Annotated in this window: 21 protein-coding genes and 2 pseudogenes; all 23 read right to left on the bottom strand. The window is 44.4% G+C overall.

Features of this window, described 5'->3' with window-relative positions; genetic code table 11:
* Positions 1 to 310: 310 nt before the first annotated feature.
* Positions 311 to 517, bottom strand: coding sequence for a hypothetical protein (locus LC065_RS07060; RefSeq protein ID WP_306163849.1), 207 nt, complete (start codon positions 515 to 517; stop codon positions 311 to 313).
* 54 nt (positions 518 to 571) lie between these two features.
* Positions 572 to 1,030: a hypothetical protein gene (locus LC065_RS07055; RefSeq protein ID WP_306163848.1), complete on the bottom strand. Its 459-nt coding sequence runs from the start codon at positions 1,028 to 1,030 to the stop codon at positions 572 to 574.
* A complete protein-coding gene (locus LC065_RS20440; RefSeq protein WP_371933416.1) occupies positions 996 to 1,115 on the bottom strand; it encodes a S8 family serine peptidase in 120 nt (39 codons plus the stop codon). Before LC065_RS20440 ends, LC065_RS07055 begins: the two co-directional genes overlap by 35 nt.
* A 100-nt stretch (positions 1,116 to 1,215) precedes the next feature.
* Positions 1,216 to 2,145: pseudogene (locus LC065_RS20435) on the bottom strand (S8 family serine peptidase); the annotation flags it as partial.
* 660 nt (positions 2,146 to 2,805) lie between these two features.
* Entirely contained in the window at positions 2,806 to 3,954 is a 1,149-nt protein-coding gene (gene wecB, locus LC065_RS07045) for a non-hydrolyzing UDP-N-acetylglucosamine 2-epimerase (RefSeq protein ID WP_226592720.1), read from the bottom strand.
* 30 nt (positions 3,955 to 3,984) lie between these two features.
* Positions 3,985 to 4,617: a uracil phosphoribosyltransferase gene (upp, locus tag LC065_RS07040; RefSeq protein ID WP_146817609.1), complete on the bottom strand. Its 633-nt coding sequence runs from the start codon at positions 4,615 to 4,617 to the stop codon at positions 3,985 to 3,987.
* 349 nt (positions 4,618 to 4,966) lie between these two features.
* A complete protein-coding gene (gene glyA / locus LC065_RS07035; protein ID WP_226592722.1) occupies positions 4,967 to 6,223 on the bottom strand; it encodes a serine hydroxymethyltransferase in 1,257 nt (418 codons plus the stop codon).
* 23 nt (positions 6,224 to 6,246) lie between these two features.
* Positions 6,247 to 6,810: a TIGR01440 family protein gene (locus LC065_RS07030; protein ID WP_226592828.1), complete on the bottom strand. Its 564-nt coding sequence runs from the start codon at positions 6,808 to 6,810 to the stop codon at positions 6,247 to 6,249.
* A 155-nt stretch (positions 6,811 to 6,965) separates the two neighbouring features.
* Positions 6,966 to 7,406 (bottom strand): ribose 5-phosphate isomerase B, encoded by a 441-nt coding sequence (gene rpiB, locus LC065_RS07025; protein WP_226592724.1) that lies wholly within the window; start codon positions 7,404 to 7,406, stop codon positions 6,966 to 6,968.
* Between the two features lie 382 nt (positions 7,407 to 7,788).
* On the bottom strand, positions 7,789 to 8,397 hold the full coding sequence (locus LC065_RS07020) for a low molecular weight protein arginine phosphatase (protein WP_226592726.1): 609 nt from the start codon (positions 8,395 to 8,397) through the stop codon (positions 7,789 to 7,791).
* A gap of 71 nt (positions 8,398 to 8,468) precedes the next feature.
* Positions 8,469 to 8,996 (bottom strand): manganese efflux pump MntP, encoded by a 528-nt coding sequence (locus LC065_RS07015; RefSeq protein ID WP_226592830.1) that lies wholly within the window; start codon positions 8,994 to 8,996, stop codon positions 8,469 to 8,471.
* A gap of 69 nt (positions 8,997 to 9,065) precedes the next feature.
* Positions 9,066 to 10,106 (bottom strand): L-threonylcarbamoyladenylate synthase, encoded by a 1,041-nt coding sequence (locus tag LC065_RS07010; RefSeq protein WP_226592728.1) that lies wholly within the window; start codon positions 10,104 to 10,106, stop codon positions 9,066 to 9,068.
* Between the two features lie 223 nt (positions 10,107 to 10,329).
* A complete protein-coding gene (locus LC065_RS07005; RefSeq protein ID WP_226592730.1) occupies positions 10,330 to 10,641 on the bottom strand; it encodes a hypothetical protein in 312 nt (103 codons plus the stop codon).
* 54 nt (positions 10,642 to 10,695) lie between these two features.
* Entirely contained in the window at positions 10,696 to 11,292 is a 597-nt protein-coding gene (gene spoIIR / locus LC065_RS07000) for a stage II sporulation protein R (protein ID WP_226592732.1), read from the bottom strand.
* An 80-nt stretch (positions 11,293 to 11,372) separates the two neighbouring features.
* Positions 11,373 to 12,242, bottom strand: a complete 870-nt coding sequence (prmC, locus tag LC065_RS06995; protein ID WP_226592832.1) for a peptide chain release factor N(5)-glutamine methyltransferase — start codon at positions 12,240 to 12,242, stop codon at positions 11,373 to 11,375.
* Between the two features lies 1 nt (position 12,243).
* Positions 12,244 to 13,315: pseudogene (gene prfA / locus LC065_RS06990) on the bottom strand (peptide chain release factor 1).
* A gap of 200 nt (positions 13,316 to 13,515) precedes the next feature.
* Entirely contained in the window at positions 13,516 to 13,917 is a 402-nt protein-coding gene (locus tag LC065_RS06985; protein WP_226592734.1) for an LptM family lipoprotein, read from the bottom strand.
* Positions 13,918 to 14,634: 717 nt separating this feature from the next.
* Complete coding sequence (locus LC065_RS06980) at positions 14,635 to 14,922, bottom strand: four-helix bundle copper-binding protein (protein WP_226592736.1); 288 nt, start codon at positions 14,920 to 14,922, stop codon at positions 14,635 to 14,637.
* A 15-nt stretch (positions 14,923 to 14,937) separates the two neighbouring features.
* Positions 14,938 to 15,624: a Na-translocating system protein MpsC family protein gene (locus tag LC065_RS06975; RefSeq protein WP_226592738.1), complete on the bottom strand. Its 687-nt coding sequence runs from the start codon at positions 15,622 to 15,624 to the stop codon at positions 14,938 to 14,940.
* Between the two features lie 787 nt (positions 15,625 to 16,411).
* Positions 16,412 to 17,035, bottom strand: a complete 624-nt coding sequence (locus tag LC065_RS06970) for a thymidine kinase (RefSeq protein ID WP_226592740.1) — start codon at positions 17,033 to 17,035, stop codon at positions 16,412 to 16,414.
* Between the two features lie 292 nt (positions 17,036 to 17,327).
* Positions 17,328 to 17,573 carry a type B 50S ribosomal protein L31 gene (locus LC065_RS06965; protein ID WP_008632303.1) on the bottom strand — a complete coding sequence of 82 codons (246 nt, stop codon included), beginning with the start codon at positions 17,571 to 17,573 and terminating at the stop codon, positions 17,328 to 17,330.
* A gap of 161 nt (positions 17,574 to 17,734) precedes the next feature.
* Positions 17,735 to 19,021: a transcription termination factor Rho gene (gene rho / locus LC065_RS06960; RefSeq protein ID WP_226592741.1), complete on the bottom strand. Its 1,287-nt coding sequence runs from the start codon at positions 19,019 to 19,021 to the stop codon at positions 17,735 to 17,737.
* A gap of 462 nt (positions 19,022 to 19,483) precedes the next feature.
* Positions 19,484 to 20,452, bottom strand: a complete 969-nt coding sequence (gene glpX / locus LC065_RS06955; RefSeq protein WP_306163846.1) for a class II fructose-bisphosphatase — start codon at positions 20,450 to 20,452, stop codon at positions 19,484 to 19,486.
* Positions 20,453 to 20,497: the final 45 nt, after the last annotated feature.

Here is a 20,497-nt window from a genome sequence, read left to right as displayed (position 1 = left end):
TAGGAGATGTAGAAATCCTGTAAATAACCTTCTATGAAAACCTTATCATTCTATCCTATGTAAGAATACAATAGGGGTGGTTTGATGTCAATGAGTTTGTGAGCAAAAGTACAAATGAAAGACAAATTTCGATCACATTTTCGTCACATTTCCTTAACGTTCTCACCATCTCCAAATATATGGAACACAATACAAAATTTATCTCTACTTTCTAATAGGTCGATAAGACATCCATTTCCTATATATGACCTCCCCTCCTTCTTTTAGAGTCTGCTCATTTAATAACGCTGCGCCTTTCAAGCGCAGCGTTTCACCCATTTCCTTCTATATATATAGGGAACGGGTAGATGGATTCTTTTTTATCTATTCCAACGGTTACGATTGCAAGATAACTCCCATCTAAATTCATTTCGTCAATCTCCACTTCACCTTCCACAAGTCCAGGTTGCAAATCTTTCACATCTAATAGAGTACCAGCCGTCAACATCGTACCTGCCCTGTATAGATCAATTCTCATTTCATCCACTTCTTCAGCTAAGTGAAAACGATAAGTAGCTTTCTGATCGTTTTGCTAGGACGTTTCCATCTCAAACCCTGATACAACTTCATAACTGGACGTTTCTTTCACATACACGTAAGGAATGGCATAAACTTTGTTTCCCTCTTGCAGTTTCAGAAAACCTTCATGCACACCATCATCTACAAAAGCAGCAGAAACCCGGAGTTCAACAGGAAGTTCTTTCGAGTGTCCGGGTGCAATTTCTACAGACATTGGCACCGTCCAAGTAACTCCACTTTTCATTGCAGGTGTTTCAATGGAAATCGTAACAGGTTCGTCCTTTAAATTCCTAACTGTTAAAGGCAATCGTTTTCGATAAAGCCGCTCCTCAATTTTTCCGAATGATAAAGAGCTCTGCTCGATAAGTAGTGCTGGATTCAATGCTTCATCAATATCTACATAACCAGCCCCTTGCTCTGTGGGTGGAAAAGGTTCCTCACCAGTCAGTATCAAATCCGCTGTACTTGTCAACGCCTGTTTGACTTCTGCAGGACTCCCAATCCGGATGAGCTTCCTTGATCAAGGCTGCCATACCGGCTACATGAGGGGCAGCCATACTCGTTCCTTGTAAAGATTGGTACCCACCTGGTACTGTACTGTATATATCGACTCCCAGGAGCAAGAATATCAGGTTTGATCTCCCAATTCGTCGTGACTGGTCCCCTTGAACTGAAAGGTGCTACTTGGTCACCTAAGGAGAGATCCAATGTTTCCACCCATTGATTTGGTTGAATCACTTTTTCTTTTAACCAACGTCCCGCTTTGTTTGAAAGAGAAGCTACAGGAATTGGCAGTTTCACCCCATCTAATCCACCTTGGAAATTGCCTTCCTCATTGTTGTAGATCAAGACAGCTACCGCACCTTTTTGATAAGCTTTTAAAGCTTTATGACTAAAGGGGAGGCCTCCTCTTTCAAATAAAACGATATTCCCACGTACATTCCCAAAGTCTTCTTCCCCTGTCCCTGCATAGGTGACCGGATATTTTTTTGATAACTCCCACGGAACAGATCCAGACATCGTTTGGATCAAAACCTTCTCCCTTTCACCCGGGACTTTCAGGACGGGAGCTTTCATAGATAAAGCAGAAGCTCCTACCGTGATGGCGTCTGAAGATGTAGCTGGAGACCCTATGGTCCATTCAGCGGGACCAGAATTCCCTGCAGCTACAACCACCACAACGCCTAACTCTATCGCTTTATTCACGGCATGAGTCGTTGGCCAATCGGGACCATTCACGTCATTTCCTAAAGAAAGGTTAATGACATCCATTTCATCTTTCACAGCCTCTTCTATAGCTGCAATCACTTGCACAGACGACCCTACCCCTCCAGGCCCTAACGCCCGGTACGCATAAAGGTCAGCATCTGGTGCAATCCCCTTCATTTCTCCATCTGCTCCGACTACACCTGCTACATGCGTCCCATGGATAGTCGCGCCCTCTTCTTCGGTTTCCATAGGGTCATCGTCAAAGTCAACCGTGTCATAACCTCCCTTATAATTCTCTTTCAGATCAGGATGGTTATAATCGATTCCTGTATCAATAATTCCGACCTTCACACCCTCCCCTGTTTGCGGATGGTGCATTTGTTTTCTGATCATTTCAGTGGAAAAAGACACGCCCTCTCCCACTTCCAATGCTTCGTAAGTATGCACGGGATACTGGTTTTTGACTGCTTCCATTCTCGCCACTTTATCCAATTCTTTTGCTGTTCCTTTTATGGCGACACCATAAAAAATAGTATCGTAACTCGTCACTACTTCAACCCTTGGAAGCCTTCTTTCTATTTCCTTTAAGAAACTCTCGGGTGACTCCTCCAATTCCACAATGATCGTTACTTCCTCGTTCGGTTCAGGAGCACTGAATCCGGTCAATAAAAACAAACATGAAAAAAAGATCATTCCATAACGCATAAGTGTGTGCTCCTTTTTTCCATAGCATTTGTCATAGCTAGACGTTTATGCGGAACCCAACAATTATCTTTAATATACTGGCAGGATCATGTAAGACTTGATCTCGATACCATCAGGGTTCGTTTCTGAATTGAATTGGGATGCTATTCGCTTTCCTGTGGTGACCTCGCGAGTTTCCTCAGAATTAAACCCTGCGGGATCCCGACTATCCCTCTCTCCCACGGGAGTCTCCAAACTAAGCCCTCAAGTAATGGGAGCTTTATTTCATGGGAAGAAAATCTTGTATAACAAAAGGACGAGAGTCTTAATGACCCTCGTCCTTTTGAATGATACTTATTCGATTTCGAATGGTGCTGGTTTGTCGTCGCGATGTTTGAAGAAGTAACGGATCGCCTCTGCAATGCGGGCAGAAGCTTGTCCATCTCCATATGGATTGGAGGCTTTAGCCATCGCTTCATGTTTATTGTCATCAGATAATAACTCATGAGCGAGGTGGAAAATATGATCCTCTTCTGTTCCTGCAAGTTTCAATGTACCAGCCTCAATTCCCTCCGGGCGTTCTGTCGTGTCACGAAGGACAAGGACAGGAACCCCCAAAGAAGGAGCTTCTTCTTGGACGCCGCCTGAATCTGTCAAAATGAGATGTGCTCTTGAAGCGAAATTGTGGAAATCGATGACATCAAGAGGCTCGATCAGCTTGATTCGATCGTCATTTCCTAAAATTTCATCGGCTGTCTCTTTGACCACCGGATTTAAGTGAACCGGATAGACAACTTGAATATCGTCATGCTCCTGAACAAGACGCTTGATCGCGCGGAACATTTGCTTCATGTTGTTTCCTAGGTTTTCACGACGGTGTGCTGTCATCAGAACAAGGCGTTTATCCCCTACTTCATCAAGCACTTCAGACGCATAGTCTTCTGCTACCGTCGTCTGTAAAGCATCAATAGCTGTATTCCCGGTAACAAAGATATTGTCCTCCGACTTATTTTCAGCAAGAAGATTGTCTCTTGATTTATTCGTCGGTGCAAAATGAAGGTCTGCCATGACACCTGTCAGCTGACGATTCATTTCTTCAGGGAACGGAGAGTACTTGTTCCATGTACGCAATCCTGCTTCCACATGCCCCACAGGAATCTGGTTGTAGTAGGCAGCCAGAGAAGCGGCGAATGTTGTCGTCGTATCTCCATGGACAAGGACCACATCCGGTTTTGTTTCTTTCATCACTTCATCCAAACCTTCTAAAGCACGAGTGGTTACCTGAGCAAGTGACTGGCGGGCTTTCATGATATCAAGATCAAAATCTGGTTCGATATCAAAAATATTCAACACCTGGTCCAGCATCTCTCTGTGCTGAGCGGTTACTGCAACGATTGGTTCAAACTGTGCCGCACGTTTTTTTAATTCAAGGACGAGCGGGGCCATTTTTATAGCTTCCGGTCTTGTCCCAAATATCGTCATTACTTTTATGCGTTCTGTCATGAATGCTCCTCCTTTAATGAGGAAGTGGTTTTATTTGGTTCCGTACAAACGGTCTCCGGCATCTCCTAAACCTGGTACGATATATCCTTTTTCGTTCAGTTTCTCATCAAGAGCCGCAAGATAGATGTCCACATCAGGGTGTTCTTTCTGAACAGCTTCCACACCTTCAGGGGCAGCTACCAGGCACATCAAACGAATTTGTCGTGCTCCACGTTTCTTCAAGGAGTGGATTGCTTCATTGGCTGATCCGCCTGTCGCAAGCATCGGATCGATGACAATCAGTTCACGTTCTTCGATATCACTTGGAAGTTTCACATAATATTCGACGGGCTGCAATGTTTCTGGATCTCGGTAAAGTCCGACATGTCCGATTTTCGCAGCTGGAATCAATTGGATAATCCCATCCACCATACCAAGCCCGGCTCTTAGAATAGGAACAAGTCCGATCTTCTTACCTGTCAGTACTTTTGCCTTCGCATCCTGTACGACTGGTGTATCGATAGACACTTCTTCTAGTGGAAGATCTCGGGTGATCTCAAAGGCCATAAGTGCTGCTACTTCATCTACTAATTCACGGAAGTCTTTTGTCCCTGTCTCTTTTTTACGTATGTACGTCAACTTATGTTGAATCAATGGGTGATCCAGTACATAAACGTTTGCCATTGCCATTCACTCCTTCTGAAAATTTACATCCTTTAAATTGTACAGAAAAAGAAACCTCTCCGCAACCTATGATCGTATTACGAATTATTACAAAAATGTTCCCTTTTGTTGAAGACTCAGTTTCGAGACTTTTGTTAAGTGGATGGGAGCTGCGGGGAAGTGCGTAGTAGGATGAGACCCCGCAGAGCGTTACCTCGAGGAGGCTCATCAATCGCCCAAGGAAAGCGAACCTTTTCCCGGAGCTCCTTAACCGCCACAAAAGTCTCAAAATCAAGCTTTTTGCAACCCTGCCAGATTCTTTAATAAGAGCCACTAGATTCATCTAGTGGCTCTTGGTGAATTCCATTTATTAAATGGAAGAAAAGTTGAGTGTCTGATATAACGGGAAGCGGGACGTTAATTCGCGTACACGCTTTTCCGCTTCTTTCATTTTTGCTTCATCCTCATGATGGTCTAGAGTGAAGGCAATCAGATCTGCAATTTCTTCCATTTCCGCTTCCTTGAAGCCACGGCTTGTAACAGCCGCTGTACCAATACGGATTCCGCTTGTGACAAATGGGCTTTCAGGGTCGAACGGGATGGCATTTTTGTTTGTCGTAATACCGATTTCATCTAAAGCTTTTTCGATAACTTTGCCGGTCAAGCCTTTGCTGCGTAAGTCAAGTAAGAGTAAGTGGTTGTCTGTTCCACCAGAAACAAGGTCTACCCCTTTTTCAACAAGGGATTCGCCTAGCTGCTTCGCATTGGCGATGATTTGTCGGGAATATGCTTTAAATTCTGGTTGCAAAGCTTCCTTAAAGGACACAGCTTTAGCTGCAATGATATGCATTAAAGGACCGCCTTGCATTCCTGGGAACACAGTCTTGTCGATCTTCTTAGCGAAAGATTCTTCACAAAGGATCATTCCACCACGAGGTCCACGCAATGTTTTATGGGTCGTTGTCGTAACAAAATGAGCGTGAGGTACAGGATTCGGGTGTAGACCTGTAGCAACCAGCCCTGCGATATGTGCCATATCGACCATGAGATAAGCTCCGACCTCATCAGCGATTTCACGGAATTTAGCAAAATCGATTTCTCTTGGGTAGGCACTGGCACCAGCTACGATCATTTTAGGTTGCACTTCTTTAGCTTTCTGAAGTACCGCTTCATAATCAATCGTTTCATCTTTCTCGTCCACACCGTACTCTTCAAAATTGTACAATTTACCGCTGAAGTTGACGGGGCTGCCATGGGTCAAATGACCGCCGTGATTCAAATTCATCCCAAGGACTGTATCCCCATGGTCAAGCACGGTGAAATAAACGGCCATGTTCGCTTGTGCACCAGAGTGCGGCTGAACATTAGCATGATCGGCTCCAAAGAGTTGTTTCGCGCGGTCGCGCGCTAAGTTTTCAACAACGTCTACGTGTTCACAACCACCATAGTAACGACGACCTGGATAGCCTTCCGCATATTTATTCGTAAGCACAGAACCCATCGCTTCCATAACCGCTTCTGAAACGAAGTTTTCTGAAGCAATTAATTCAATATTATCCTGTTGGCGTTGTCTTTCATCCTGGACGGCTGCAAAAATTTCTGCATCTGCTGATTTTACATGATTCATGGTCTAGCTTCCCCTTTCCATTCCTAATGATCACAAGAACCTGCTTCTTCTTGACTTACATAAACCGCACGTGCCCCACCAATGAGAGGAGGTCGAGTTTTCGCTGCCGTAATGTGTGCGTGGCCGATATTTTTTTGAGCCACACGAAGCGGAACGGCTATACGCTTCAAATGCATCCCGATGAGTGTGTCACCAATATCCAGTCCACCCTTGGCTTCTATCCTCTCCACAAGTACGGGATCTTTCATATGCTTATAAGCAAAGGAGGCCATTGATCCACCCGCAGTGGGAACAGGAACGGCAGAAACTTCTGTCAAACGCTCCTGTTCCATCACTGAACGGTCGACAACTAACGAACGATTCAAATGTTCACAGCACTGGAAAGCGAGATGAACGCCGGCGCGCTCCGCAAGATGTTGCAGCTCACTGAAAACCACTTCAGCAATAGCTTCACTTCCTGAAGTACCGATTTTTTCCCCTGCAATCTCACTTGTTGAACAACCAATAACAAAAACACCCGGTTGAAGGCTGCCCGTTTCCATAAGCTGATCAACAACAGAACGAACATCCCTTTGAATCTTCTTCACATCCTTCACTTCTCTACCCCCTCTATGTGTGAGCATATATAGGGTAAACACCCTATAAGCGGCTTATTTTACAAAAAAAGGAGAAGCATCAGGCTCCTCCTTCAATTGTCAGCATCAGCTATTAAAAAGCTTCAGCTTTTCTATATCCCATTGTATTACTTATTTTCGTATTCGGCAATCTTACTCACACGTCTTTCGTGACGACCTGCTTCGAAGTCTGTAGACACCCATGTTCTCGCAATTTCACGCGCTAAACCTGGTCCGATGACGCGTTCGCCCATGCATAATACGTTCGAGTCGTTATGTTCACGAGTGACTTTAGCAGTGAAAAGGTCATGCACCAACGCGGCACGAATTCCCTTCACTTTATTAGCGGAGATCGACATACCGATTCCGGTTCCACAGATGAGGATCGCTTTATCAAATTCTCCGTTTGCTACACGTTCTGCTGCAGGGATTGCGTAGTCTGGATAATCGACGGAATCTTCACAATCACACCCGATGTCTTCGAATTCTACTTCAAGTTCATTCAAAACGTCTGCTACTTCTTTTCGTAAGTTTACTCCGCCATGGTCGGAGGCAAGGATCACTTTCATCTATAGACACTCCCGTCTTCTAATATCAATCTTATCGTGACAGTTTCCCTCTCCCCTGTCAATGCTCTCCACCCCACTCTTTCCATCTACCCACCCTTCTATTTTATTAAAGTATTTGGCAGGATTGTGTAAGACTTGATTTCGAGACTTTCATTGGAGTTTAGGGGCTCCGGGAAAAGGTTCGCTTTCCGTGGGCGAGTGATGAGCCGCAGCCCCACCCACTCAACAAAAGTCTCGAAACTGAGTCTTCAAGAATAGGGAGCTTTTCTGGAATAGGAGAATATAAAAAACCCCAGAGGAGTCTCTGGGATTTTTGGGATATGTATAGATGATGTCATAAAAACAGTGAGACGACGAGGATGGCAAGTGTGAAAGATCCGTGTTATTCCTCGTCGCGAAGTTTCTCTACGAGACGTTCAATGTAGTGATTTAATTCATCACGGGTATTCCGATAAATGGTGATATTCCCACCGAAAGGGTCTATGATATTCAAATCTGGAAGCTCTTTCTCTCGCTGGTCGATTTCTTTTATTTCGTTCTCAAGTTCATCGAACAATTTTTGTTCCAGTTCCTGATCATCCATCTTGCCTTTATATTCATTGATGATGGACAGACGTTTCTCTTCGAAGGCTGCATAAAGGTTCTTTAAGTGTTGCCATTGATTTTCATCAATGAGGACATACTCTTTAAGCGTATAGTATTTTTCTTGATAGTCTGGGTATTGGAGTGCGAGGGTTTGTTTATGACGGTCGGTCATGGTGAGCACAAGGTCTGACCATTCCAGAAGATCCGGATCGATAGGCCTTGTTTTATGGTTTAATTCCAAATCGATTTCCCGAAGAACGAGATCCGAATTCTTTGCCAGAGGTTCTCCTTTGCCCGCGAAAATTCCTGCGGATTGAACATTTCCTTCTTCAAGCTTCGATTTAAGCAATGCTTCAGCCATTGGGCTTCGGCATGTATTTCCTGTACAGACAAATAATATATTCATAGCCAATCTTCCCCTCATCGATAGTCCATTTTCTCTATAGTACCATAGGTACAGATCAGACGAAAAATCTGTCAAAAAATGGCATTCAACCCTAAAGCACACAATATACTTCCTCCAAGAAGTTCACTGTATGTTCCAAGTAATCCTCCTGCTCGACGGCCGATAATGAAGCCTGTCCATGTCAGCACCATACTGAATAAACCGAAGGAAAGGACAGAGATAAACACTTCCGCTTCCCTTAAGCCTAAACTAAATCCAACCGGAAAGCTGTCAATGCTTACGCTTAATGCGAATAACCACACCCCGATACCAGTCATTCGGTATGAAACCGAGTGTTTTTCAGTGAACGAAGCAAAGACCGCATAAGCGCCTAAGCCAAACAACATAACTCCTCCTGATAATTCGGCCCATTCCGCTGCACTATCTGACAGCCATTTTCCAAGTAAGATTCCTAATCCAGGCATGACCATATGAAAAACTCCGATGACAATCCCAGTAAAAAAAGCGTGCCTTAACCTTACCGCTTGCAACCCCATTCCTAATGAAACAGAGAATGCGTCCAGACCTAAAGCGATCGATAACAAGATGAGTGATGTCATATGCTCCAACTGAAACTTCCCCTCCCCGGACATGCTATATCATCGTATGCATGAGAGAAGGGGCGTATGTCAGTAGGTTTGTATTCTTTTGACAGCGGCTTTATTCAATCGGTTCATAATAGCCGCTCCTACACCTTCTTCAGGAAAAGTTTCACATAGAATCAGGTCTACATCAGACTTTTTGAATTCTCTTAAGGCTCCATAAAGTTTTTCTGCTACTTGATTAAGCTGGGATCTTGAACCACAACGTATAAGAGAATTGTGGCTGAGTTTTTCAGCTAGTTCATCACTTGCAATCACTCCGACGCGGTTTCCATCTTTCTTCAATTGATGAAGTTGATCGGAAAAGAAAGCATCATTGCCATCCACCAGCCAGAGCGGTGCTTCCGGCGCGTAGTGCGTGTATTTCATTCCCGGAGATTTAGGTTTCTGTTCTTCATCCGCCAGAGCGGGATCCATCATTACTTGCGGGAGAATTTTTTCTAAATCTTCCTTTGTTACCCCGCCCGGCCTTAAAATGATAGGGATTTCAGTCGTGCAGTCCACAACGGTTGATTCCACTCCGACACCTGTCGGACCCCCGTCCAAGATGCCGGCAATTTTTCCATCCAAATCCTGATAGACGTGATCGGCCGTTGTAGGACTTGGTCTTCCAGATCGATTTGCGCTTGGCGCGGCTAATGGTTTTCCGGTTTTACGGAGTAAGGAAAGAGCAAGGGGGTGATCCGGCATTCGAATTCCAATTGTGGATAATCCCGCCGTCACATTTTCAGCGGCTGTCCCATTACTCTTGAGAACAAGAGTCAACGGTCCGGGCCAGAATTCATCCATCAGTTTCCGTGCCACAGGGGAAATCTCAGATACTAACTGACTCACTTGATCCTCATCTGCCACATGAACAATTAAAGGATTATCTGCTGGTCGGCCTTTGGCCTCAAAAATCCGCTGGACCGCCTCTTTTTCCGTTGCATCCGCACCTAAACCGTAGACTGTTTCCGTCGGAAAAGCGACCACCTGTTTTTCCCTAAGTAGAGCCGAAGCTTCTTGGACATGAGCATCCATATCTTTTGAGTTCTTCCTTTGTTTCCACCATTTCGTTTCCATACTCATCGTACGTACCCCTTTATTCCGTATCTGCTGTCACTGTCTATTATGATTAATTCTACAAAATATCGCAAATTTAGACATTATTCACAAGATGTCCTCAAGTTATCCACAATTTTACCCACATATCCAAAGAATCCGTTAGTAAATTTGAGTATGGAATTTTTTTATTCACAAGTTATTAACAAACAATACCCCTTTTGTGAATAACTAAGCAACTTATGCACAATTAACTGTGATTAACTTCATAAATCCACAGTCTTTTTTCGACATCCTTTTTCTTGAACTGTTGGTGTTGCAAAAGAAAGTCAAGTGTATCGGAATGGCTTTCCACATGCAGCTCTTTTAACCCTACTTTTCCCACATAGGTTTGGATCACTTCAAACACCTCTAAAATTCTACCGGGAGAAATATGATCTTTTACTTGAAGCTGTTCAAGCTTGCCAGCTCCCTTGGATAGTTGGATCAGCCGGAACGATCCGATCGGCTGGTCGGCTTTCTTCAATTGATACAGCTCATCCTCTACTTGTTCGATATACATAATAGAATCCACACCCCTTTGTTCTACTCTATGAAAAGGGGTGTGGATTCTATGCTAGGAAAAGATGCTTTCCCATATTTTCACGACAAAGAACTGCACTTCTTCTTCCTCTTCTTTTTCTACTTCTTCTTCCGTCACTTCTTCTGCTTCTGCTACACTCGTACCATTAGAGAAATCAAGGAAACATAAAGGCGGGAATAAGACACACCACCAGTTATCCCCTTTTCCTTCTCCCAATGTAATGAGAATCGCTTCATATTCTCCAGCCGGATAGACAAAGGAACCATATAGTTTTGTCGGAAATTGAACACTAGAATCGTAATCGACCGTATAATTCTGTTGGATCCCTTCCTTATCAAGGGTTTGCCCTACAATTTCCTGAAGCTCAGGCAGACGACTTTGAATCAATTCCCGCGCTGCTTCGATCGAAGTCAATTCAGCTACCCATTCCGTAATTTCAGCATTGACCTCGTCTCTAACCATACGTTTGACTTTTTGATCCGCCTGGTCATTACTATCCGCTAATATACGAAGACGGATGGCTTCATCCGGGATTACCTGAAATTCAGGCTGTGCTTTCGTTTGTTGTCCCCACGGGAGGACCGCAATAATAATAGATAAAGATAAGAATAAGAGCCAACTGTTTTTCATTTTCTTTTCCTCCCTGTCCCTCTACTAGTCGCTAGTATGGACAGGGAGCATAGACTTTAAACCATAAATCTATCAATCTTCTATTTTGGTTCATTGGAAAAGGCAAAGACCATGCGATCTTTCCCATTTATATCCTTCCGCACCTCTGTATGGAATTCCGGCATCATCTCGTGGATAAGCGCTGATACCGATACCCCTTGCTCATGACCAATTTCAAAAGCGAGGCATTTCGGCCTTTGTTTCATATTAGAAGTTTGGGTAAGGATGGTTTTATAAGCAGCCAGCCCTTCTTCTTCAGCAAATAAAGCCATCTCTGGATCGAAATCCACCACCGTATCCTCCATTTTTTCTTTTTCGGAAAAAGCAATATACGGAGGGTTGGAAACAATAATGTCGAATGGCTGATCAAGCAGCGATTCTAGAAAGTTCCCTTGGTAAAATTGAACATCTGCGCCATGCTGCGAGGCATTGGTTTCTGCTATTCCAAGAGCTTCTTCAGATAAATCCACACCGCTTACATCACTACTCGGAAGTTCAATCGCAAGCGTGATCGCAATAACACCGCTCCCTGTACCAAGGTCAACAATCCTGGGAGCTTTTAAGTTTTTCTGACGGACATAATCCATAACGCCAAGAACCAGCTCTTCGGTTTCAGGCCTTGGAATCAGGACGTCTTCATTGACTTGAAATTCCCGTCCATAAAAATGACCGACGCCTGTAAGATGCTGGAGAGGCACTCCTGTGTCCGCATGTTGCTGGACTGCTTGAACGAACCGGTTTTCCACTTCCACAGGTAACGGTTCATCGTCAAAAGCAAGAAGTTGGGACGGTGTCCAATTCAAAAAATGTTCCAGTAATAAATCAGCTATCCTCGGTTCCCGTTGATGTTGTTGTAAAAAAAGAGAAGCCCAGCGGCGGGCTTCCCGAATCGACGTAAAAGTAGGCTGCATACTATTCACCAATCTGCTCCATTTTTTTCGTCTGCTCTTCAATCAAGAGAGCATCAATGATTTCATCCATATTTCCCCTGGAGAATCTGATCAAGCTTTTGTAACGTTAGACCAATACGGTGATCCGTCACACGTGTCTGTGGGAAGTTGTACGTACGGATACGCTCGGAACGGTCCCCTGTACCTACAGCTGACTTACGGTTTTCATCGTATTCTGCCTGAGCTTCCTGCTGAAACTTATCATAAACACGGGCGCGAAGAACTTTCATCGCCTTCTCCTTGTTTTTGATTTGAGATTTTTCATCCTGGCAGGATACAACGGTTCCCGTCGGTTCGTGAGTCAGACGTACAGCAGACATGGTGGTGTTCACACTCTGTCCTCCCGGTCCACTTGAAGCGAAGGTATCAACACGAATATCCTTATCATGCAGCTCCACTTCGACCTCTTCCGCTTCAGGCATGACAACGACAGTCGCGGTAGAAGTATGAATACGCCCACCTGATTCCGTTTCAGGTACACGCTGGACGCGGTGAGCGCCGTTTTCGAACTTCAGCTTGGAATAAGCCATGTTTCCCGACACCATAAAGATGATTTCCTTGTAACCACCCACGTCACTTGCATTCGCTTCAATGACTTCCGTTTTCCACCCTTGGGCCTCTGCATAGCGTGCGTACATACGGTACAAATCTCCCGCAAATAGAGCGGCTTCATCTCCACCTGCTGCGCCACGCACTTCCATGATGACGTTCTTATCATCATTCGGGTCTTTCGGCAGCATAAGAACTTTCAAGCGTTCTTCAAGGTCTTGTTTGCGGGTGGACAGTTCATGAATTTCTTCTTTGACCATTTCCACCATATCCGCATCCATTTTGTCGTCGAGCATCGCCTTCGCATCATCCAATTGCTCTGCCACTTCTTTATACTCACGATAAGCAGTCACTGTTTCCTGCAGCCCGGATTGTTCTTTGGAATACTCACGCAGTTTATTCGTATCAGAAATAATTTCAGGATCACTAAGTAATTCGTTTAACTTTTCATAACGATCTTCTAATGTTTGTAAACGTTCGATCAATGGTATGCACCTCTTTCTCCATAACATTCTAATTATATTATAGAGAAGTCATGGATACAACCGCTCAACCCATTCCTCAAGAAGATGACCTCACGAATTCGCTTCCACTCCACAGGTTATTCTTAAAGTAGGAAAAGGGAAACAACTTTCTCCTACGGATCTCCCGCAGACCTCTAGTCATTTCCCCGTATATAAGGAGGTTATTTAATCTTTACATGAATGTCATACCGGGGAACGGCCTGGTAAACAGCTTCTTGGATTTGAGCTTCCCAGTCGGATCTTTCCTCTTTGGAAAGATCCTCATCCCCTTTGATGTGTACCGTTACCCACGCTTGGTTAGCTTCAAGCGCAATCCTTTTCACTTCGACTCCGGAAAGTTGCTGGGCTGCTGCTTTCATATTCTCCCTATCCTGTTTCAGCCCCCATGTATGTCCGACTTTGTTCATGGAACGTGGACTCTCCTGTCCGCGAGTCACTTCATTATTGTAGCCCATGTTCTCTATATCATCACGGCTTGTCATACCTTGATATTTGTCCCCCTGCAACCCGCACGCACTTAATAAAACAACGGCCATTCCAGCCACAAGTAAAAATCGTTTCATCTCTAGCACCTCTTCTCTTTTTACTGTTATTGTCTCCGAAACCACTCCACTTATGCCCCATTAGTTATTCAACATAGTGCCAGGATTGTGTAGGACTTGATTTCTAGGCTTTTGTTGAGTGGATATTGGGGCTGCGGGGAATAACTCGCTTTCCGCGGAAGCGCGGTGAGACTCCCATGGAAAGCGAACCTTTTCCCGGAGCCCCTAAACTCACACAAAAGTCTCGAAAATAAGTCTTTAAGTAAAGGGAGCGTTAGTGAATGAAGCGTAAAAAAACCAAGCGGGAGGGGCCGCTTGGTTTGATGGCTTACTCTTGGATGAGTAAATGATATTTTTTAGGAATAATGTTTTCTTCTTTGATTATTTTCAGGTACTCTTCAGCATCTGAATAATTTTCAAAAACCAAATCCTTGTTATCTTTTCTAAACTCAATAACGATACGGTGGCTATCTAATCCAACTATACGATACAGAGCGCATACTCCTTTCGTTGAGCATAATCAGCTCGAAAAACACAAAAAAGCCGAAAAGTATCCACTTGTAGAAAGAAAGATACTTTTCGGCTTTTGTCTAGCTCTATTGTCCAGATCAATGTTACCGAATAATATATAAAAATGTTATCTTCGTTCAATAGTTAAGCACCAGTAAGGATCAAACGTTTTCGTTTCATCCCAATCACTATTATAGTACAGAATGGACGATATGAAAACAGTCGGGATTAAACTGATTTCTTCATGTCTTCTTGTCTAATCCTTTGATTCCCTTCAAGCTCCTCACACAAATAGACATACTCTAAACACATGAGGTATATTTTATCGTTTTCCATTACCCCAAGCGTTAAGCATTCTTTTGCCGCCTTTTTGCAAACCTCCGCACATGAAGCAGCCATTTCATCCATAAGCGGGCTGTTTTTCTGTACAGTTTCTACAGCGTACTTATAGGCATTCATGCATTCTTCAAGCAATAATGTCTTCTCCAGCAGCTTGCTGTTCTTTTCGCCGACCATTCTATATCCCCCTCTCTATGGTTTCAATATCAGGACCATATAACTACGGTCTTTATTGAAATCCCAGTCTACAAAGGCATCTTCTACGCTTGCCCCAAGAATCGTTTCAAAAGAGGCATGATTCAAAAGACGTTTTTCCAGCCTCCGTTTGGAAATTTTTAAAGGCTGCTCGTATCCTGCTTGGATCATTTCCTTTTCAATAGCTACCAATATTCCATTCCGCTCTATCAGTAATGTCCGTTCATTCAGCAAAAATGATCGAATAGAAGCAGGTGTTTTTTCTGCTTTCCTGCTCAGTTCTTCCACTTCTTCATGTACAGCGTCTTTGTGTTCATAAGACTTTAATCCTTCATCGTCTTCAGGGTTATCTGTAGTAATCACTCCGATGAGTACACCGGTTTGTCTAGTTAAAGACCAGTCATAATATAGATTGTCGACATATATTCCCGCACTGGCGCGAAACGTTGCTTTTATATCAGGAATCAATTCTCTCATCATGAGGTCTCGTGTTTCTTCCACTTTTTTATCATTTTTCTGCCCAACTAAAACCCGTTCCATTGGCGCAAGAAAATCTTTCAAATAAATGGTAAGGAATTTCCCTTCAATAGAGACGAATACAGAGGAGGGTCCTTTTCCGAAGTGGTCACGCAACAACTTCCCAATATAGCTCGACATTTCTGATTGAATGGATCGTTTCTCCATTCCTATCCCCCCAGACCAAACGTTTATCTACACTTAAAGTATCACATAACACCGTTTTTTAAACGGAACCGAGCACATCGAGTAAATAAGACAGCACATTCATTCCACTAACTGGCAGGATTGTGGAAGACTCAGTTTCGAGACTTTTGTTGAGTGGATGGGGGCTGCGGGGAATAGCTCGCTTTCCGCGGGGCCCCACACGAGGTGGGGTCGTTCGATGTTGGCACAGGACGTGCCGAACTTAATCGAACTTCCTCTATTCTTTTGAGCCTCCTCGGACTGCGTCCTGTGGGGTCTCACCAAGCACGTTTTTCCCGCAGGAGTCTCGCCATTCCCCTCCGCCCCTTCTCTATATCGCCGTCTCGAAACCACTTCCCTAAAAAAACAGCTATTTAGTTTGATGGGAGTATAAGGATAAAAATCCTATGCTCAGGTATTAGAATTCTGAAATCTTGATACAGAGCGTTTTATGTCTTTAACAATCGGAATAACGGAAGACAACCCAACTTGGTAAAGGGCTTCGTTTCTCACATACATTGATTGGGGTGGTTGGGAAGCTGCGAGACTCCCGTGGGAGAAGGAGATAGGCGAGATCCCGCAGGACGCAGTCCGAGGAAGCTCGGCGCGCCCCACAGGAAAGCGAGTAGCTTCCCAGCCACCCCTAAATCCCATTATGGCAAACGAAACCCGAAAGCATCTCGCAACTGAGCCTTCAACAAACGGGAGCTTCTATTTAGAATAGTGAAAAAGAAAAAGACAGCTGGGGATCAGCTGTCTGAGTAGTGGTTTATGTTGTTTTTTCAGCGTAAACCTTTTTTACTTCCTGTTGCCTGGGCTTGTTAGGTACTGCGTGATGATGGCGGCAACGCGGTTCGTATGATTCCGATGCACCAACCAGGATGATTGGGTCATCATAGGAAGCGGGCGCTCCATCGATCAAGCGTTGAGTACGGCTGGCCGGTGAACCACAAACAGGGCAGATGGCGTTTAATTTGGTGACACTTTCACTCAGTGCCATCATTTCCGGCATTTTGCCAAAAGGTTCACCCCTGAAGTCAGTATCCAGTCCAGCGACGATGACGCGTATGCCTTTGTCTGCCAAACACTCTACGACCTCTACGATATTCTCGTCAAAAAACTGCAATTCATCAATTCCTACGACATCCACTTCATCCGTCACATGTTGAAGGATGTCCAACGAGCTTTTTACAGGACGAGCCATCACAGAAGTGCCATTATGAGATACAACTGCATCTTCTTTGTACCGGTCATCAATCGCAGGTTTATAGACACGGACTGTCAAATTACCGAAAGTCGCGCGTCTGACACGACGGATCAACTCCTCTGATTTTCCGCTGAACATACTTCCGCAGATGAGTTCGACCCATCCACTTTGTTTCATTACATACACGTCTACGGTCGCTCCCTTCTCACTCAATCAAGCTTCAAATATGGGGGGATCATCCGGTATCCTCCCCTTTATTTCAACAAAAAAGAGCTCCCTTGATGACGCCGATTTACCGGCGGCTTTGATCACCAAGGACAGCTCCCCTTATTGATAAGTCCTTTGCAGAGTATAGCGTCTTTCTCTCAAAGACTTTTATACCCCTATTTTTTGACAAAAAAACAGGCAAACATCTGAGACAATTTGCCTGTTTTTGTTCAAAATGATGAAGCCCCCCTCAGGAGAGGGGGTATCATAATTATGAAAGGTTATATTTCTTCTTGAAGCGATCCACACGGCCGCCAGCTTTGTCAGCTTTCTGCTTACCTGTGTAGAACGGGTGAGACGCAGAACTAATCTCTACGCGGATCAATGGATACGTGTTTCCATCTTCCCACTCGATTGTTTCTTCAGAAGTCTTAGTAGACCCTGTTAGAAACTTAAAATTAGAACTTGTGTCTAGGAATACAACTTTACGGTATTCTGGATGAATTCCTGCTTTCATGTTCTTCCACTCCTTTTTGCCCTGAATCCTTTGGAAACAGAGTTATTGTAAGAGCCGTCGAAGGTTCGTGATAACACCTTGTACTGAAACTCACATAGAATGATTATAACAGGGGCTCCCCCCTGATGCAACATCCAGTTTCAAGAAACCGTGAAACCTTTTTAACGACGGGCGGTTGTTGCTTTTCCTTTCATATCTTTATCCATAAGATCGAAAAACTCTTCATTATTTTTCGATGCTCTCAAGCGGCGCAGGAACCTGTCTGTGAAGTCCTGCGAATCAGACATGGATTTACGAATGGCCCAGATTTTATCAAGGTGGGTTTGCGGCAGAAGCAACTCTTCTTTTCTTGTTCCTGAACGAAGAATATCAATGGCAGGGAAGATCCGGCGCTCGGCAAGGCTGCGGTCAAGATGCAGCTCCATGTTCCCTGTTCCCTTGAATTCCTCATAAATGACATCATCCATGCGCGAGCCTGTATCAACAAGAGCCGTGGCAAGAATCGTCAAGCTCCCGCCCTCTTCAATGTTACGCGCAGCACCGAAGAATCGTTTCGGACGGTGGAAGGCAGCCGGATCGATTCCTCCTGACAATGTACGACCACTTGGAGGGATAACCAAGTTATACGCACGAGCTAAACGAGTGATGCTGTCCATAAGAACAATGACGTCACGTTTATGCTCAACCAGGCGCATGGCTCTTTCCAACACTAGTTCAGAAACCTTGATGTGGTTTTCAGGTACTTCATCGAACGTTGAGCTGACAACATCCACATCCGGCGCAACCGAGCGCTCAATATCAGTTACCTCTTCCGGACGTTCATCAACAAGCAAGATGATGAGCTTCGCGTCGGGGTGATTCGTAGAGATGCTGTTGGCCATTTGCTTTAAAAGCATCGTCTTCCCCGCTTTTGGTGGAGCGACAATCAGACCACGCTGGCCGTATCCAACAGGCGACATTAAATCCATGATTCGTGTGGAAAGCTTTTTCGTGTCCGTTTCAAGCTTCATTTGACGATCCGGATACAATGGAGTCAATGCAGGAAAGTGTACCCTTTCCTTTGCAGAGTCTGGATCCTCACCGTTTACCGCGTCTACATGTAAAAGACCATAGTAACGTTCGTTCTCTTTCGGTGGACGCACCTTACCGGATACCTTGTCCCCGTTTCTTAAATCAAAACGACGGATTTGTGATGCAGAAATGTAGATATCCTCTGCACTAGGAGAATAATTGATCGGTCGTAAAAACCCGAATCCTTCTGAAGGTATAATCTCAAGGATACCGTCCATGAAGAGAAAACCATCTTTTTCAGCCTGTGCTTTTAAAATCGCAAAAATCAATTCGCGCTTTGTTAGTTTTGCATAGTAAGAGACTTTATATTGTCTAGCTTTGGCATAGAGCCCTTTCAATGTCATTGTTTCTAAATTGGAGATTGTTAAATCCGCCACGTAATCACCACTTTTTATTAGTTTTCTTTATTTTGAAGTCATGCAGACGAACGAATACAAACCTTTGTAAGACATGATGTTTTTCACATCCCCAAAGAAGGAAAGGCTAAAAACCCCTCAGGCATGACATCCTTTTTACATATAGAATTAAAAACTTCTCTAAAGGATTTATTGAATGGTCCTGCATTAATAGAAGATCCGCTCCCTTACAAAGGAAAACATTCCTTCAGCAGAACTTTTTTGTTAGAAGAATGAGAAGAAGTTTAAGTGAAGTCAATAAATAGAAGCATAAGGGGACGTGTGTCATTATCTTCTATCCTAATCAAACAATCTTTATTGTACTCCTGTCTTTCTAGAGTTTCAATGTTAATTTATGAAATGTTTATGAAGGTGGGCTATTGTAGATGAAGAGGAAGCTGGTTTTGCTACAGCTTCCTCTCTCTTTGTTGAAGGATGTTTCCATTATGGTTTCATGACTAAGTTTGGCTTTTTCTTCAGGCTGTGGTCGCCGTCAATGAAGCGGACCGTACCTGATTTAGCTCTCATCACTAACGTTTGAGTCGTGGCTTTCTGTCCTTTAAATTGCACGCCTTTGAGGAGTTCCCCATCGGTAACACCGGTAGCTGCGAAAATCGCGTCATCCCCTCCACAGAAGTCTTCCATGTAAAGGGTTTTATCGACATCTTCAATCCCCATCTGTTCACAACGTAAACGTTCCTCGTCATTGGCAGGAAGGAGTTTGCCCCGGATTTCGCCTCCAAGACATTTCAGACCGACAGCTGCGAGCACTCCCTCAGGCGCGCCGCCTATTCCAAATAGAATATCTACCCCTGTATGATCAAAGGCTGTATTGATGGCTGCGGCGACATCACCGTCAGGGATCAGCTTGATTCTTGCGCCAGCCTCACGGATCTCCTCAATGATCCCCTGGTGGCGTTCGCGATTCAAGACGACGGCAACGACATCTTCCACATCTTTCTTTTTAGCCTCAGCGACGGCTTGCAGGTTTTCAGCAACGGAAGCGTTGATATCCACTTTTCCTACAGCCTCCGGACCTACGGCTATTTTATTCATATACATGTCAGGGGCATGTAAAAGCTGCTTATGATCAGCGATAGCAATGACAGCCAAGGCATTCCATGTACCTTGAGCCACGATATTCGTCCCTTCGAGTGGATCGACAGCCACATCCACTCTCGCTCCGTATCCATTGCCAAGTTTTTCACCAATATAAAGCATTGGCGCTTCATCCATTTCCCCTTCTCCGATCACGACTGTCCCTTTCATCGGGATCGTATCAAAAACATCGCGCATGGCTGAGGTTGCCGCATCATCAGCTTCCTCTTTCTTACCTCTTCCCATCCAACGCGCCGATGACAATGCTGCTGCTTCTGTGACTCTTACTAATTCCATCGATAGACTTCTTTCCATGGTGATCTCCCCAATCAATCAAAGATTTTTCCTCATCTCCCCATG

Origin of the sequence: Halobacillus litoralis, assembly GCF_020524085.2 — a bacterium.
Taxonomy (GTDB): domain Bacteria; phylum Bacillota; class Bacilli; order Bacillales; family Halobacillaceae; genus Halobacillus; species Halobacillus litoralis_E.
Note: the sequence above shows the minus strand (reverse complement) of the source record. Positions and strands in the feature narration are given on the sequence as shown.